Genomic DNA, 13,239 nt, shown 5'->3' on the forward strand with positions numbered 1-13,239 from the left:
ATCAGCGATCGCTGAATGACGAACCTCCAACTCTCGGCGAATCAATATGATCGAATTGTCCGCACAACTAGCGGCGGCCCGGATCTTACGAACTGGCCGTCCAGTCCGAGCTTTGCCAAAATCGATCATTGCATCAATCGTGTTTCCGTCAGTTCGTATGCGCCGCTAATATCTCTAGAATTGCTTTGTGATTCTTTGGTATTTTGGTCGGTTGGTGGACGGCCGCGGACGTCGTAGCCTATCGGCGCTACTGATGTGGGGTCCACCGTTGCTGAGACGCATCTCGCCTATCCAGTATGATCGTCCAGCAACGCGCGGGAAGACTGGCCCGCTTTTTATTACCTGCGAGGCGCCAGATGGCTCCATCGTGGAAGTCGTTGCAAAGTTCTCGCGTGGTTGCGAACAAGGCAATGTCAATCTGGCGCGTGAGGTGATAGGGGCATGTCTTGCAGGCGACCTTGGATTGCCTGTGCCTGAACCATTCTTGATCGATATTCTCCCTCAGTGGGCGGCATGTCTTCCCGCGGATCAGCGAGCAAGAGTGGTCGGGAGCTCCCCGGTTGCGTTCGGGTCCCGCGTGGTGACTGGCCAGTTCGGCGTTTGGTCGCCTGGCAACTCCATTTCAGATGCGATGTTGCCCATAGCGGCCGCCATCTTCGTTTTCGACGGTATTGTCCAGAACCCCGACCGCAAGGTGGACAATCCGAATTGTCTCGTCCGCGGCGAGGAGCTGCGGATTTTTGATCACGAGTTTGCGTTCGCGCACGACCTGATGGTCGGCTGGCGGCCTCCGTGGGTGCTGGGCGGGCTTAAATGGATGGAAACCAATGGAAATCATATCTTTCGTGCTGGCCTGAAAGGGCGAGCCATTGACTTCGATCCTATCCGCGATGCGTGGGCGGGCTTGTCGGATGACAAGATCAAGGACTATCAAGAGGTCCTTCCGGTCGAATGGGTGGATGTGGCCGGTGCCGCTGCGCGTGCAGCAGATCTCATTCGTGAGGCGCGTGACCATATCGACGCCGTGTTGGAAGAAGTGAAGCGGGTGCTCTCATGACCGATAAGACAGCATACAGCTACACGTTGCTCCGATACGTGCACGACGTGCTGACCGGCGAATTCGTCAACGTCGGCGTGGTGCTGTTTATTCCCTCGACCGGGCTCGTCAGCTTCAAATTGCGAGGAACGATTGGGCGTCTGAAAGGCGTATTTCCCGATATCGACCGCAAGGCGTTTGTATCGTCGATGGCTGCTGTTCGGAATGGGCTCAAACTCGTCGCAAAGAGCGAGAGGGAATCTGGTCTGCTGAAGAGCGACGGCGATGCATCGGTGCTGGCGCGTCGCGCGCTGCCTCCCGACGATAGCTCCTTGCAATGGTCGCCGCCGGGAACCGGGATCACCGCCAGCCCAGACGAGACGCTGACTAGGCTTTTTGAGAGATTCGTCGCGCGATACGATACTCATCACCGTGTTCGTCGGTCAGACGATGAAGTATGGCGTCCGGTGCGGCAGAAGCTCGAGGAGCGCAATCTCGCACAGCACCTTCAGGAGAAGTCGATCACCGGCGGAGTGGATGACATTGTCTTTCGACACGCTTGGAAGAACGGCCAGTGGCATGTTTACGAGCCGTTGTCGTTCGACCTCGCCGACGCTGAGGGCATCAAGACCAAGGCTCGCGAGTGGCTCGGTCATCTGTCCGCCGTGGTCGCCGGCGGCAAGACCGAGCCCTTCAAACCGCACTTCATCGTTGGAGCTCCGTCGAATCCGACACTTCAAGACGCGTTTCGGAGCGCGATCTCCATCCTCGAACAGGCTCCCAATCATCCAGAGATTTTCGAAGAGAGCGAGCTTGATCAACTTGTCGAGCAAATAGAAAACGAAGTGCGGGATCACAGAGCTGAAGCGTGAGCGCAACTCGACCATTGGGGCGAGAACGCCGGGCTCTCCAAGAATCTTGTTGTGGGACAGTGGTATGAGTTTAGCCGCCAACGCGGCGCTGTTCCGTCCGACGGGGAGGCGGATGCGGTCTTGGCGGCTACGAGTTTACATTCGTAGGACACGACACCTCTAGCCGACTAGGTGCTGACAGTCCGAGTAGTGCCATCTCCTGCCATTTACGACGTGGCTCTCGGCGCACTCATCTTCCCGATCTCCCCTCCCGGAGCCATCGCCATGCCCGATGATCCTCCGCCGCGCCGCTACCTGCCGCGCGGGTTTCCGCCTGAGGGGCTGGCGGAGGCGAGGCGGCTTTATGAAGAGACCGACGTGCCTCTGGCCGACGTGGCGGCGCGGTTCGGCACCAACCGGCGCTGCCTGGGCAAGCTGGCGGAGAGCGAGGGCTGGGCCTTGCGGTGGAGCCGGCCGCGGCTGACGCCGGTGCCGCGGGCCTTCCGGTTTTCCGACGAGATGATTGCGTATATCCGGCAGCGCTACGAGGATAGCGACGACACCGTCGAGAGCATCGCCGCGGATGTCCGCACCGATCGCAGCACGATTGAGCGGCTCGCCGAACAGCAGGGCTGGTGCTTGCGCAAGAACCGGCCGCCGCGCGACCTGCCGGAGACATTGCAGATGCAGCTCAAGGCCGCCGCGACCCTGCTGCAGGCGCGCGCCGCGGAGGCCGGCGAGGCGGTCGCGGCGTTGCCGCCGCCGGCGCAGGCCGTGGAGTGCGAAGCGGAGGCGAGCGCCGTGACAGACAACGCATCGACCGAGATGGTGGCGCCGGAGCCGGCCGCGCCTGCAGCGCCCGAAGCCGCGCTGTCGCTGGCGCTGCGGCTGGAGCGCGCGGTCGAGACTCAGCTCCGCAAGGTCGAAAACCTGCGCGAGGACACCACGCTCGGCGGCCACCGCGCGGTCGAGGCCGAGCGGATCGCCCGCACGCTGGCGGCGCTGACGCAGACTCTGTTCAAGGTCCGCCAGCTTCGCGATCCCGAACGCGCGCTCAGCGCCGCCGATGACGAGATGCCCGCCGATGCCGATGGATTCCGTCTGGAGCTTGCGCGCCGCATTGAAACGTTTGTCGGCGGCGGGACTGACCGAGCGCTTCCTGCGCCAGGCCAGCCTGCGCAACCTGGTCCGGCTGCAGGCTGATTTCGCCACCTTCGCGCATCCGCATCAGGAGTTTGCGGACGCCGGCAATGACGGCGCGCCGTGGACCACCTGGCTGATGCTCGGCGGCCGCGGCGCCGGCAAGACCCGCGCCGGCGCCGAATGGGTGCGGGCGATGGTGGCCGGCACGCCGCCTTATGCGTCGCGGCCGCACGGCCGGATCGCGCTGGTCGGCGAAAGCTGGCACGACGCCCGCGAAGTGATGGTGGAAGGCGAATCCGGCCTGCTGCGGATCACGCCGCGCCGCGAGCGCCCCGAATGGATCGCCACCCGCAAGCGGCTGCAATGGCCGAACGGTGCGGTCGGCGAGGTGTTCTCCGCCGACGATCCGGATAGCTTGCGCGGCCCGCAATTCGAGGTGGCGTGGTGCGACGAGCTGGCGAAATGGCGCTACGCCGAAGCCAGCTTCGACATGCTGCAATTCGGGCTGCGGCTGGGCGCTCGGCCGCGGCAACTGATCACCACCACGCCGCGGCCGCTGCCGCTGATCAAGCGGCTGCTGGCCGATCCGCATACCCGCGTGACGCGGGCGCCGACCCGCGCCAACGCCGCGCATCTGTCGCCGGCGTTTCTCGAAACCGTGGTGGCGCGCTATGCCGGCACCCGGCAGGGCCGGCAGGAGCTCGACGGCGAACTGATCGAGGACCGCCCCGATGCACTGTGGTCGCGCGCCGCCATCGAGCGCACCCGCGTCGCGGCGGCGCCGCCGCTGGTGCGGATCGTGGTGGCGATCGATCCGCCGGGCTCGTCGCGGCCGGGCGCGGATGCCTGCGGCATCGTCGCGGCGGGGCGTAGCGCGGGCGGTGATTACTACGTGCTGGAGGACGTCTCCAGCGACCGGCTGTCGCCGGCGGCCTGGGCGGCGCGCGCGATCGCGCTGTATCACCGGCTCGAGGCCGATGCGATCATCGCCGAGGTCAACATGGGCGGCGAGATGGTGCGCGCGGTGCTGCACGAGACCGACGCGGCGATCCCGGTGCGCGAGGTGCGCGCCAGCCGCGCCAAATTCGTCCGCGCCGAACCGGTGGCGGCGCTGTACGAACAGGGCCGGGTGCGGCACGTCGGCTGCTTTCCGCTGCTCGAAGACGAAATGTGCGATTTCGCACCCACCGGGCTATCCTCCGGCCACTCGCCGGACCGGCTCGACGCGCTGGTGTGGGCGATCACCGCGCTCGTCGGCGGCGCCCATGCCGGGGGCCCGAGGATGCGGATGCTGTGAGCGCGGAGTAGGGTGGATGGTCTGGTGCGACGGCATGGCGGCGGAACCATCGCGGGCGGCGACGGGTTGCTGCACCATCAACGCGGAAAGGTGACGCATGAGCCGTTCGATCACGATCATGATGGCGCTGGCGCTGGGGTCTGCGGCGCTCGGCGCAGGCCTGATGGCCGGCAGCGGCGCGGCGCTGGCTCGCGGCGGCGCGGCCAACATCATGGACTCGCCGGGCTATCAGCGCGCGCTGCAGGAATCCCGCAAGCGGCTGCAGCAGCAGCCGGGGCCGTCGATGGCGCAGCCGTTCGCCGCGCCGCTGGTGGCTTATCCGCATCCCGAGCGTCGGCCGGGGCCGAAGCGGCGGCACCGCGCGCCGCGGCATTGAGCTGGCGCGCGCGTCGCGCTCAGCAGTAGCCGTACCAGCCGCAGGCGTAGGGCAGGCGGCCGAAGATCAGGTTCGGATCGGTGCCGTAATAGCTGCGGTACAGATAGGAGCGCGGCTTGCCGTAGTAACCGTGCACGATCGGCGGCACGTCGACCTCCGGCGCATACACCGGCGAGCCGCTTTCCATCTCCAGCGATTGCCGCACCCGCGGCTTCGGTTGCGGCTCGGCGAAGATCTTGCCGATCTTGCTGTGCATCGGCAGATCGGCCGCCCGCGCCGCCGGCTGGGCCAGCGGCAACGCGATCAGCAGCAACAGCACGACACGCAACATGGCGGCACTCCAGGGTGAGATGCCGCGAGGGTGGGCGATTATGGTTAATAAAGATTAACCAACGCCGTGCCTGCGGGAGCCGCTATCGGCTGAGCGCCGAGCCCCAGCTCTGCGCGGTGCGGGCGATCCAGTCGCGGTACAGCGTCAGCGGGGTGACGCCGGTGAGGCCGCCGCAGCCGGCGGTGTTGCCGGGGCCGGTCGACCACGACACCACGCCGACCACCACCAGCCGGTCGTTCTGCGCCTGCAGCGCCGGCCCGCCGGAATCGCCGGTGCAGGCGCCAAGGCCGGCGCGGCCGTCGGTGGCGGCGGGATCGGTGAGGCGGATCTGCAAGCGGCCGGGGCGGCCGGTCGCGGTCAGCGTCGCGCTGCGCGCCGTGCCGCCGCTCTTGCCGTCGCCGCGCCGGGTGACGCCGATGCCGGCGACGGTGAAATCCTGGCCGGCGGCGAGCGGATCCTCCGGCGCCGCGATCGGCAGCGGCGCCTTGCCGGGCAGCGGCGCGGCAAGCTTGAGCAGCGCGACGTCGGCGCTGGCGCGGTGGCCGAGGATCGCGCCCATGTCGAACTGCGGATGCGCGGCGACGCGGGCGACATCGCGCAGGCTCGGCTGCCGCTGCGCGTCGTACTGCACCACCTTGTAGTCCGCGCCGGGGCCGACGCAGTGCGCCGCGCTCAACACCAGATCGGGCGCGATCAGTGTCCCCGAACAGAAATTGCCGCGCGAGCCGACGATGGTGACCAAAGCGCGGCCGAGCGCGCCGGTCGCCTCCGGGGCGCCGCCGACCATCGCGGCGGCCGGTGAGGCCAGCGCGGCGACGAACAGACAGCCGAATGTGAGCGTGCGGATCATGGCGGCGCGTTTCGCCCGCCGCCGCGGCGCTGTCAATCGCCGATCACCATCATGAGGAACCGCCATGCCGATGCTGCTGCTGGCCGGGCCGGCCGCCGAGCCGTGGACCGTCACTGATCTGAAGAGCTTCCTGCGCGTCGAGCACGACGCCGACGACGCGGTGATCGCCTCGCTGCTGACGGCAGCGCGCGCCCAGATCGAGGCGAGTACCTGCAAGATGCTGCTGGCGCAGCGCTGGCGGCTGGTGCTGGATGCCTGGCCGCGCGACGGCCGCATCTTGCTGCGCGGCGGCCCGCTGCGAGCGCTGATCGCGGTGCGGACCTATGACGAGCGCGGCTACACGCATGGCCTCGATCTCGACAGCTTCGTGCTCGACCTCGCCGGCGGCGTGATCGCGTCGCCGCCCTGGGCGCTGCCGGAGCCGGGGCGGGCCATCGCCGGCATCGAGCTTGACCTCGAGCTCGGCTACGGCACCGCGCCCGACGATGTCCCGCCGCCGCTGCGCCATGCGGTGCGGACGCTGGCGGCGCAGTGGTACGACAATCGCGGCGGCGCTGCCGGCGCTGCGTTGCTGCCGGGTGGCGTCGCCGCGATGATCGCCGGCTATCGCGCGGTGGCGCTGTGATCGATCCCGGCCGCCTCAACCGCCGGCTGACGCTGCTGGCACCGGTCGAGACCGACGACGGGCAGGGCGGCGTGGTGCGGAGTTTTGCGGCGCAGGCGGTGCTGTGGGCCAGCGTCGTGCCGCTCGCGGCGCGCGAAGGCGTCGCGGCTGATGATAGCCGCGCCGTGCTGCGCGCAAAAATCACGCTGCGCGCCGGGGTGGCGCTGTCGCGCGCGCACCGGCTCGCCGATGGCGACAGTGTGTATCGCATCATCGCCTGGCGCAGCCGCGCGCGCGGCGCGCTGCTCGAAATCGACGCCGAGACGGAGCAGACATGACCCCTGCCAGCGTTGCGCTGCGCGCGGCGATCCACCACGCGCTCACCAGCGACACCGCGTTGCTCGCCGCGCTCGGCGGGCCGCGGATCTATGACGAGCCGCCACGCGAGCCGGCGTTTCCGTTCGTCACGCTCGGCGAAGCGCGGATCAGCGATGTCTCCGCCGACGATGCGCCGACCCAGGAGCATCAGCTGACACTGCACGCTTGGTCGCGGCAGGGCGGCCACAAGGAGGCGCACCTCATCACCGGCGCGCTGCTGCAGGCGCTGGATGATGCGCCGCTCGCCCCGTCCGGCCATCGCCTGGTCAATCTGCGGTTCGCGCTCGCCGACATCCGCCGCGAGCCCGACGGCCGCACCTATCACGCCTTGGTGCGATTTCGCGCCGTCACCGAACCCATTAGTTAGCAGGAGCCGCGCATGGGCGCACAAAAGGGCAAGGATCTGCTCATCAAGATCCACGATGGCACGAGCTACGTCACCGTCGCCGGCTTGCGCAGCCGCAAGATCGCGTTCAACGCCGAGCTGGTCGATATCACCCACGCCGAATCCGCCGACCGCTGGCGCGAGCTTTTGGCCGGCGCCGGCGTTCGCCGCGCCTCGATCTCCGGCCGCGGCCTGTTCAAGGATGCGGGCTCCGACGCGCTGGTGCGAAGTGCGTTCTTCAGCGGGCTGATCAGCGACTGCCAGGTGGTGGTGCCGGATTTCGGCAGCATCACCGGGCCGTTCCAGATCGCCAGCCTCGAATTCGCCGGCGAGCACAACGGCGAAGTCACCTTCGACCTGACGCTGGAGAGCGCCGGCGCGCTCGGCTTCGTCGCCATCTAGGAGGACACCATGGCCAACAGACATCGCGGCGAAATCGAAGCCGAACTCGGCGGCCAGACCCGCACGCTGGTGCTGACGCTCGGCGCGCTCGCCGAACTCGAAGCCGCGTTCGCCGCCACTGATCTCGTCGCACTCGCGCAGCGCTTCGGCAGCGGGCATCTGTCGGCGCGCGATCTGGTCCGGATCATCGCCGCGGGCCTGCGCGGCGCCGGCGAGGCGGTGCGCGACGACGAGGTCGCGGCGATGACGGTGAAGGGCGGTGCCGCCGGCTATGCCAGCATCGCGGCCGAGTTGTTAGCAGCGACGTTCGGCGAGGCGGCGGCGTGACGCCGTTTCCGTGGGCGGAGGCGATGCAGCTCGGCCTCGGTGTGCTGCGGCTGCCGCCCGATCAGTTCTGGCGGATGACGCCGCGCGAACTCGCCGCCGCGATCGCCGGCCTGCGCGGCGGCGCGACGGCGCCGCTCGACCGCGCCGCGCTCGACGAGCTGATGCGGCGCTATCCGGATCAACGAGGACCGACGCGATGACCGGCAGCGGCACTGGCGAAGGCTGCGACTGTGCGTGCGTCGACGACACCACGCAGAAGGTCGACCAGCTCACCACCAAGACCCAGGCGCTGAGCAGCGAAGCCAAGGGCTTCGCGCGCGCGATGACCTCGGCGTTCGCGCAATCGGTCACCGGCGGCAAGCAGTTCGAGGACGTGCTGAAGTCGCTGGCGCTGAAGGTCTCGGACCTCGCGCTGAAGGCGGCGCTGAAGCCGCTGACCACGAGCCTCGCCACCGGCTTCGACAGCCTGTTTTCGGGCCTGTTCGGCGGCTCGCTCGTCAAGAACGCCGATGGCGCCATCAAGCCGTTCGCGACCGGCGGCGTGATCGGCACGCCGACCTACTTCCCGATGCTCGGCGGCGGCGTCGGCCTCGCCGGTGAAGCGGGCCCCGAGGCGATCCTGCCGCTGGCGCGCGGCGCCGACGGCCGGCTCGGCGTCGCCTCCAGCGGCGGCGCCACCACCGTCAACATCCAGATCGCCACGCCCGACGCCGACAGCTTCCGCCGCTCCGAGACCTATCTGACCGGCCAGATCGCCCGTGCCGTCGCGCGCGGGCAGCGGGGCTTGTAGCTCGCGCGGTCATTGCGGGCGCAGCCAAGCAATCCAGCTCCGTGCATTGAGCGGGATTGCTTCGTCGCGGAGCCTGTGCCCGGACGGCGCGTCGCGCCGATCCGGGTGCGCCTCGCAATGACGATGAAAGACCGATCGCATGACCCCATTCCACGAAGTCCTGTTCCCGCTCGATGTCGCGCTGAAGAGCGCCGGCGGGCCGGAGCGGCGCACCGAGATCGTCGGCTTCGGCTCGGGCCGCGAACAGCGCAACGCGCGCTGGGCGGACTCGCGGCGGCGCTACGACGCCGGCTACGGCGTCAAGACGTTCGAGGCGCTGCAGCAGGTTGTGGCGTTCTTCGAAGAGCGCCGCGGCCCGCTCACCGGCTTCCGCTGGCGCGACCGGATGGACTGCAGTTCGGCCGCGCCCGGCGCGCCGGTGTCGCCGCTCGACCAGGGCATCGGCATCGGCGACGGCACGCGCGCCAGCTATCAACTCGTCAAGACCTACGGCGCGGGTTTTGCGCCCTATGTGCGCACCATCACTAAGCCGGTCGCCGGCAGCGTGCGCGTCGCAGTCGGCGGTGCCGAAGCCGCGGCCGCCGCGTTCGCTTGTGATCCCGCCACCGGCGTCGTCACCTTCGCGCCCGGCCATCTGCCGCCGTCCGGCGCCGCGGTGACCGCCGGCTTTCAGTTCGACGTGCCGGTGCGGTTCGACACCGACTATCTCGAAGTCGATCTCTCGGCGTTTGCCGCCGGCGCGATCCCGAAGATCCCGCTGGTCGAGATCAGGGTGTGAAAAGAGGCACCGCGGGAGGAAAGTGCAGAGGGCAGTCATACAGATGCGATATGCTCTGGTTCGCAACCGAGAGATGAAGTAGTGTTGGAGCGCTCTTTTTTTAAGGCGTCCCATGACCGCTTCTCAGAACCTGCTGCCTGTATATCAAACTCTCGATCTTCCGCTGAAATCCATTCTCAATGAGATCCATCAGAGCCGCTGGGTTTTGCCAGCAATTCAACGCGAGTTCGTATGGAGCGATCAGCAGATATGTCGTCTCTTTGACTCGATGATGCGGGGTTATCCCTTCGGGACTTTTCTCTTCTGGCAGATCGAAGGTTCAACTGCATCGAAGTTCAAGTTTTACGAGTTTATGCGACGTTATCATGAGCGTGACGCAAAGACCTGTCGCGAGTTGCCAGCGCTTGGCGATCGGCAAGTGATAGCTGTACTTGATGGGCAGCAACGGCTCACAGCTTTAAACATCGGCTTGGCCGGCTCCCGTGCGATGAAACTTCCAAACAAGCGAAGGTCTAACAATCAAGCCTATCCCGAGACCTTCCTTCACCTGGATCTTCTTGGTGAAGGAGCTGAACAAGAAGATGGTATGGTCTATGATTTTCGCTTTCTCACGCTCGAAAAAGCTGCAGAGCAGAGCAGGCCGGCCGAGAACCATATTTGGTTTCGTGTGGGAGATTCGCTGCAGCTCAAGGAAGGAATTGGTATTTTCGAGCGGGTTCAACAGCACGAATTAAATCGCGATCAGCAAACAGTTGCGTTTGAACGCCTCGATCTTCTCCATCGCTTGGTGCACAAGACGCCTCTGATCTCTTGTTACACTGAGCGCGTTCAGGATCTTGGCCGTGTACTCGACATCTTTATACGGATGAACTCCGGTGGAACGGTCCTTTCTTATTCGGATCTTTTGTTCTCAATTGCGGTGGCAAATTGGACGGAGCTTGATGCAAGGCGCGAAGTCAATGAGATCGTCGATGCTTTAAACGGCGTAGGCGGCGGATTCTCATTCTCAAAGGATTTCGTTCTGAAGGCCGGCCTCATGCTGGCCGAAATAAAGTCTGTTGGTTTTAAGGTCGAGAATTTTGATCGGACCAATATGGCTACTCTTGAGAGAGCGTGGCCCGCAATCAGGCAGGCGCTCGATCTTACCGTCCGACTCGTGTCTAATTTTGGATTCACCGGGCAGACGCTTAGAGCCGACAGCGCACTACTGCCGATTGCGTATTATCTATTTAAACGAAAGGCACAGCAGGATTTTCTTACACACTCCCGACACTCGGATGATCGGCGTAATATTCTGCGCTGGTTGGCTCGCTCATATCTTAAGGCGTCGGGCATTTGGGGGTCGGGTCTCGATACTCTCCTAACCTCGCTCCGCGAGGTTGTTGCAACGCAGGGTACAAACGCATTCCCTGCAACCCAGATCGAAGAGGAGATGGCGAGGCGAGGTAAGACCTTGAGCTTTACCCCTGACGAACTTGATGATCTCGTCGAATTGCCTTATGGCGATTCGCGAACGTTTGCCTTGTTAACGTTGATCTTCGAGACAGTGGATACCAGCAAGTCGTTACACATGGATCATATTGTTCCTATTTCGAAGTTTAAACGGCGCCTTTTGCTTGCTGAGGGCGTGCAAGAAGCCGCAATAGAAGAGTGGTCTGAGCAAGCTAACACTTTGCCAAATCTTCAGTTGATTGAAGGAGCTATCAATCAAGAGAAATTGGCGATGATGCCTGCGGACTGGCTGCGCATGCGCGAGCCGGATGACCTGCGTCGCGAGAAATATATCTATCTCCACATGTTAGAAGGACTCCCAGAGAAGCTCGGAGATTTTGAGGTTTTCTACCAGAGGCGGCGTAGATCTCTTCAATCTCAGATTGCTTTATTGTTGGGCGGAAGTGGCGCCGAATCTGCAAGTGCACCGAAGTCATCGGCGGCTTGACGTCGAATTTGGGATTTTCATCCAAAGAATAGCACTTCTGCTCCTCATTGCCGTGGTTGTCCCGCCAGCTTCATCGCCGTCAAGGAAGCTTGGCGATACGTCATACTGGCATGCGGAAGGATGACGCTTCGCGGCACCTGCGCTAATGGGGACTGAGTGCCGGCGAGGCAATCGGTACAACTCACGAGCAGGTCTGGACGACAAGCGCGTGAGGTCATGAACGTCCGGTCGGCCCCCGTCAGATCGGGCCGAGACCCACTTGTGGATCGCCAGAGTCGCACGGAGGTCCCCCATGCTCACCATTCCCACCGCGTTGCAGGCCAGGCTCGATGCCGGCGTGACCACGCTGGCGCAGTGCTGGATCGTGCGACGGCGCGACGGCACGGTGCTCGGCTTCACCGATCACGACCGCGACCTTGTGATCGAGGGCGTGAGCTGCCGCGCCGGCACCGGGTTCTCGGCGTCGGAGGCGTCGCAGCGGTTCGATCTGTCGGTCGATGGCGCGGAGATTTCCGGTGCGCTCGATGACGATCTGCTGCGCGAGGCGGATCTCGCCGCCGGGCGCTTCGACGCGGCGGCGATCGAGAGCTGGCTGGTGGATTGGAGTGCGCCCGAGCTGCGGGGACTGACCGCGCGCGGCACGCTCGGCGAGGTGCGGCGCGAGGGCTCGGCGTTCACCGCGGAACTGCGTGGACTCGCCGACCTGTTGTCGCAGGAGACCGGCCGGCTCTACACCGCGAGCTGCAGCGCTGATCTCGGCGATGCGCGCTGCCGTGTCGATCTCGGCAGTCCGGCGCGGCGCGGCGAGGGGCGTGTCGTCGCGGCGCCGGGCACGTCGACCATCACGGTCTCCGGGCTCGACGGCTTTGCGCCCGGCCTGTTCACCGCCGGCCGGCTGAGCTGGCGCAGCGGCGCCAATGCCGGCGCGGCGGTCGAGATCAAGCAGCACCGCATCGTCGGCGGCGAGGTGCGGCTGTCGCTGTGGCAGGTGACGGCGGAGCCGATCGCGGCCGGCGACAGCTTCGTCGTCACTGCCGGCTGCGACAAGCTGTTTGCGACCTGCCGCGACCGCTTCGGCAACAGCGACAATTTCCGCGGCTTCCCGCAGATCCCCGGCAACGATTTCGTCGTCAGCTATCCGGTGCCCGGCGCGCCCGGCAACACCGGCGAGCCGATCGGTCCGGTGCTGCGCGGCGACGTCTAACGGTCCGCATATCAACTCATTCGTTCGAGCGAGGGCGCCATGAATCAGCCCATCGACCGCGACGCGCTGGTCGCCGAGGCGCGGAGCTGGATCGGCACAAGCTATCGGCATCAGGCGTCGGTGAAGGGCGTCGGCTGCGATTGCCTCGGCCTGGTTCGCGGGGTGTGGCGCGCCTGCCTCGGCGAGGAGCCGGAAGCGCCGCCGCCTTACGCGCCGGATTGGGCCGAGGCCGGCGGCGACGAGACGCTGGCGGCGGCAGCGCTGCGCCATCTGGTGCCGGTGCCGTGCGATGCGTTCGACAAAGCCGACGTGCTGCTGTTCCGCTGGCGTGACGGCTGCGTCGCCAAGCACGCCGCGATCGCCAGTTCGGCGACGACGATGATCCACGCGCATGACGGTGCGGCAGTGTGCGAGGTCGCGATCACGCCGTGGTGGCGGCGTCGGCTCGCCTATGCGTTCACGTTTCCCGGCGTTGCAGATCCGCTGCGTTGACGACGCCGGAGCTGTCTGGTCAGGTCCGGCGGAGTTCGAACGGATCGACTTGGAGG

18 protein-coding genes are annotated in these 13,239 nt (G+C 65.9%); 16 read left to right on the plus strand and 2 right to left on the minus strand.

What is annotated here, in order from left to right; translation table 11 throughout:
* Positions 1-253: 253 nt before the first annotated feature.
* The 5 genes from HZF03_RS09360 to HZF03_RS09380 all read left to right on the plus strand — a co-directional run bounded on the left by HZF03_RS09360 (position 254) and on the right by HZF03_RS09380 (position 4,703).
* Positions 254-1,057: a HipA family kinase gene (locus HZF03_RS09360; RefSeq protein ID WP_338111544.1), complete on the plus strand. Its 804-nt coding sequence runs from the start codon at positions 254-256 to the stop codon at positions 1,055-1,057.
* The gene (locus HZF03_RS09365; protein ID WP_119018640.1) at positions 1,054-1,908 is read left to right on the plus strand and encodes a DUF3037 domain-containing protein; all 855 of its coding nucleotides are present in this window, start codon (positions 1,054-1,056) and stop codon (positions 1,906-1,908) included. The genes HZF03_RS09360 and HZF03_RS09365 overlap by 4 nt, the downstream gene beginning before the upstream one ends.
* Positions 1,909-2,172: 264 nt before the next feature.
* Positions 2,173-3,090: a hypothetical protein gene (locus tag HZF03_RS09370; protein WP_119018639.1), complete on the plus strand. Its 918-nt coding sequence runs from the start codon at positions 2,173-2,175 to the stop codon at positions 3,088-3,090.
* Positions 2,972-4,327, plus strand: coding sequence for a DNA-packaging protein (locus HZF03_RS09375; RefSeq protein WP_420853852.1), 1,356 nt, complete (start codon positions 2,972-2,974; stop codon positions 4,325-4,327). Before HZF03_RS09370 ends, HZF03_RS09375 begins: the two co-directional genes overlap by 119 nt.
* Before the next feature lie 97 nt (positions 4,328-4,424).
* Complete coding sequence (locus tag HZF03_RS09380) at positions 4,425-4,703, plus strand: hypothetical protein (protein ID WP_119018638.1); 279 nt, start codon at positions 4,425-4,427, stop codon at positions 4,701-4,703.
* 19 nt (positions 4,704-4,722) lie between these two features.
* Here the strand turns inward: HZF03_RS09380 and HZF03_RS09385 are convergent, their stop codons facing one another.
* Both HZF03_RS09385 and HZF03_RS09390 read right to left on the minus strand, forming a co-directional pair.
* Positions 4,723-5,034, minus strand: coding sequence for a hypothetical protein (locus HZF03_RS09385; RefSeq protein ID WP_011157400.1), 312 nt, complete (start codon positions 5,032-5,034; stop codon positions 4,723-4,725).
* Positions 5,035-5,116: 82 nt separating this feature from the next.
* Positions 5,117-5,884 carry a S1 family peptidase gene (locus tag HZF03_RS09390; RefSeq protein WP_119018637.1) on the minus strand — a complete coding sequence of 256 codons (768 nt, stop codon included), beginning with the start codon at positions 5,882-5,884 and terminating at the stop codon, positions 5,117-5,119.
* A 64-nt stretch (positions 5,885-5,948) separates the two neighbouring features.
* Between HZF03_RS09390 and HZF03_RS09395 the strand changes: the two genes are divergently transcribed.
* The 11 genes from HZF03_RS09395 (at position 5,949) to HZF03_RS09445 (ending at position 13,183) form a co-directional block, all read left to right on the plus strand.
* Entirely contained in the window at positions 5,949-6,509 is a 561-nt protein-coding gene (locus HZF03_RS09395) for a head-tail connector protein (RefSeq protein ID WP_119018636.1), read from the plus strand.
* Positions 6,506-6,826: a head-tail adaptor protein gene (locus HZF03_RS09400; RefSeq protein WP_119018635.1), complete on the plus strand. Its 321-nt coding sequence runs from the start codon at positions 6,506-6,508 to the stop codon at positions 6,824-6,826. Before HZF03_RS09395 ends, HZF03_RS09400 begins: the two co-directional genes overlap by 4 nt.
* The gene (locus HZF03_RS09405) at positions 6,823-7,233 is read left to right on the plus strand and encodes a DUF3168 domain-containing protein (RefSeq protein ID WP_119018634.1); all 411 of its coding nucleotides are present in this window, start codon (positions 6,823-6,825) and stop codon (positions 7,231-7,233) included. Before HZF03_RS09400 ends, HZF03_RS09405 begins: the two co-directional genes overlap by 4 nt.
* A 12-nt stretch (positions 7,234-7,245) precedes the next feature.
* The gene (locus HZF03_RS09410; protein WP_119018633.1) at positions 7,246-7,653 is read left to right on the plus strand and encodes a phage major tail protein, TP901-1 family; all 408 of its coding nucleotides are present in this window, start codon (positions 7,246-7,248) and stop codon (positions 7,651-7,653) included.
* Positions 7,654-7,662: 9 nt separating this feature from the next.
* On the plus strand, positions 7,663-7,980 hold the full coding sequence (locus tag HZF03_RS09415; RefSeq protein ID WP_012495438.1) for a gene transfer agent family protein: 318 nt from the start codon (positions 7,663-7,665) through the stop codon (positions 7,978-7,980).
* Positions 7,977-8,180: a rcc01693 family protein gene (locus HZF03_RS09420; RefSeq protein WP_012495439.1), complete on the plus strand. Its 204-nt coding sequence runs from the start codon at positions 7,977-7,979 to the stop codon at positions 8,178-8,180. Before HZF03_RS09415 ends, HZF03_RS09420 begins: the two co-directional genes overlap by 4 nt.
* The gene (locus HZF03_RS09425) at positions 8,177-8,770 is read left to right on the plus strand and encodes a phage tail tape measure protein (protein WP_119018632.1); all 594 of its coding nucleotides are present in this window, start codon (positions 8,177-8,179) and stop codon (positions 8,768-8,770) included. The genes HZF03_RS09420 and HZF03_RS09425 overlap by 4 nt, the downstream gene beginning before the upstream one ends.
* Before the next feature lie 139 nt (positions 8,771-8,909).
* Positions 8,910-9,548: a TIGR02217 family protein gene (locus HZF03_RS09430; RefSeq protein WP_119018631.1), complete on the plus strand. Its 639-nt coding sequence runs from the start codon at positions 8,910-8,912 to the stop codon at positions 9,546-9,548.
* A 112-nt stretch (positions 9,549-9,660) separates the two neighbouring features.
* A complete protein-coding gene (locus HZF03_RS09435; RefSeq protein ID WP_119018630.1) occupies positions 9,661-11,487 on the plus strand; it encodes a DUF262 domain-containing protein in 1,827 nt (608 codons plus the stop codon).
* Between the two features lie 292 nt (positions 11,488-11,779).
* Positions 11,780-12,691 carry a DUF2163 domain-containing protein gene (locus tag HZF03_RS09440; protein ID WP_119018629.1) on the plus strand — a complete coding sequence of 304 codons (912 nt, stop codon included), beginning with the start codon at positions 11,780-11,782 and terminating at the stop codon, positions 12,689-12,691.
* A 39-nt stretch (positions 12,692-12,730) separates the two neighbouring features.
* Entirely contained in the window at positions 12,731-13,183 is a 453-nt protein-coding gene (locus HZF03_RS09445; protein ID WP_011157411.1) for a C40 family peptidase, read from the plus strand.
* Positions 13,184-13,239: the final 56 nt, after the last annotated feature.

The sequence above is a fragment of the Rhodopseudomonas palustris genome, assembly GCF_013415845.1.
GTDB classification, from domain to species: Bacteria; Pseudomonadota; Alphaproteobacteria; order Rhizobiales; family Xanthobacteraceae; genus Rhodopseudomonas; species Rhodopseudomonas palustris_F.

What these genes read in the sequence shown, in the direction of transcription:
- HZF03_RS09360 (WP_338111544.1), top strand. Translation starts at nt 254, where the DNA reads ATGTGGGGTCCACCGTTGCTGAGACGCATCTCGCCTATCCAGTATGAT.
- HZF03_RS09365 (WP_119018640.1), top strand. Translation starts at nt 1,054, where the DNA reads ATGACCGATAAGACAGCATACAGCTACACGTTGCTCCGATACGTGCAC.
- HZF03_RS09370 (WP_119018639.1), top strand. Translation starts at nt 2,173, where the DNA reads ATGCCCGATGATCCTCCGCCGCGCCGCTACCTGCCGCGCGGGTTTCCG.
- HZF03_RS09375 (WP_420853852.1), top strand. Translation starts at nt 2,972, where the DNA reads ATGCCGATGGATTCCGTCTGGAGCTTGCGCGCCGCATTGAAACGTTTG.
- HZF03_RS09380 (WP_119018638.1), top strand. Translation starts at nt 4,425, where the DNA reads ATGAGCCGTTCGATCACGATCATGATGGCGCTGGCGCTGGGGTCTGCG.
- HZF03_RS09385 (WP_011157400.1), bottom strand. Translation starts at nt 5,034, where the DNA reads ATGTTGCGTGTCGTGCTGTTGCTGCTGATCGCGTTGCCGCTGGCCCAG.
- HZF03_RS09390 (WP_119018637.1), bottom strand. Translation starts at nt 5,884, where the DNA reads ATGATCCGCACGCTCACATTCGGCTGTCTGTTCGTCGCCGCGCTGGCC.
- HZF03_RS09395 (WP_119018636.1), top strand. Translation starts at nt 5,949, where the DNA reads ATGCCGATGCTGCTGCTGGCCGGGCCGGCCGCCGAGCCGTGGACCGTC.
- HZF03_RS09405 (WP_119018634.1), top strand. Translation starts at nt 6,823, where the DNA reads ATGACCCCTGCCAGCGTTGCGCTGCGCGCGGCGATCCACCACGCGCTC.
- HZF03_RS09410 (WP_119018633.1), top strand. Translation starts at nt 7,246, where the DNA reads ATGGGCGCACAAAAGGGCAAGGATCTGCTCATCAAGATCCACGATGGC.
- HZF03_RS09415 (WP_012495438.1), top strand. Translation starts at nt 7,663, where the DNA reads ATGGCCAACAGACATCGCGGCGAAATCGAAGCCGAACTCGGCGGCCAG.
- HZF03_RS09425 (WP_119018632.1), top strand. Translation starts at nt 8,177, where the DNA reads ATGACCGGCAGCGGCACTGGCGAAGGCTGCGACTGTGCGTGCGTCGAC.
- HZF03_RS09430 (WP_119018631.1), top strand. Translation starts at nt 8,910, where the DNA reads ATGACCCCATTCCACGAAGTCCTGTTCCCGCTCGATGTCGCGCTGAAG.
- HZF03_RS09435 (WP_119018630.1), top strand. Translation starts at nt 9,661, where the DNA reads ATGACCGCTTCTCAGAACCTGCTGCCTGTATATCAAACTCTCGATCTT.
- HZF03_RS09440 (WP_119018629.1), top strand. Translation starts at nt 11,780, where the DNA reads ATGCTCACCATTCCCACCGCGTTGCAGGCCAGGCTCGATGCCGGCGTG.
- HZF03_RS09445 (WP_011157411.1), top strand. Translation starts at nt 12,731, where the DNA reads ATGAATCAGCCCATCGACCGCGACGCGCTGGTCGCCGAGGCGCGGAGC.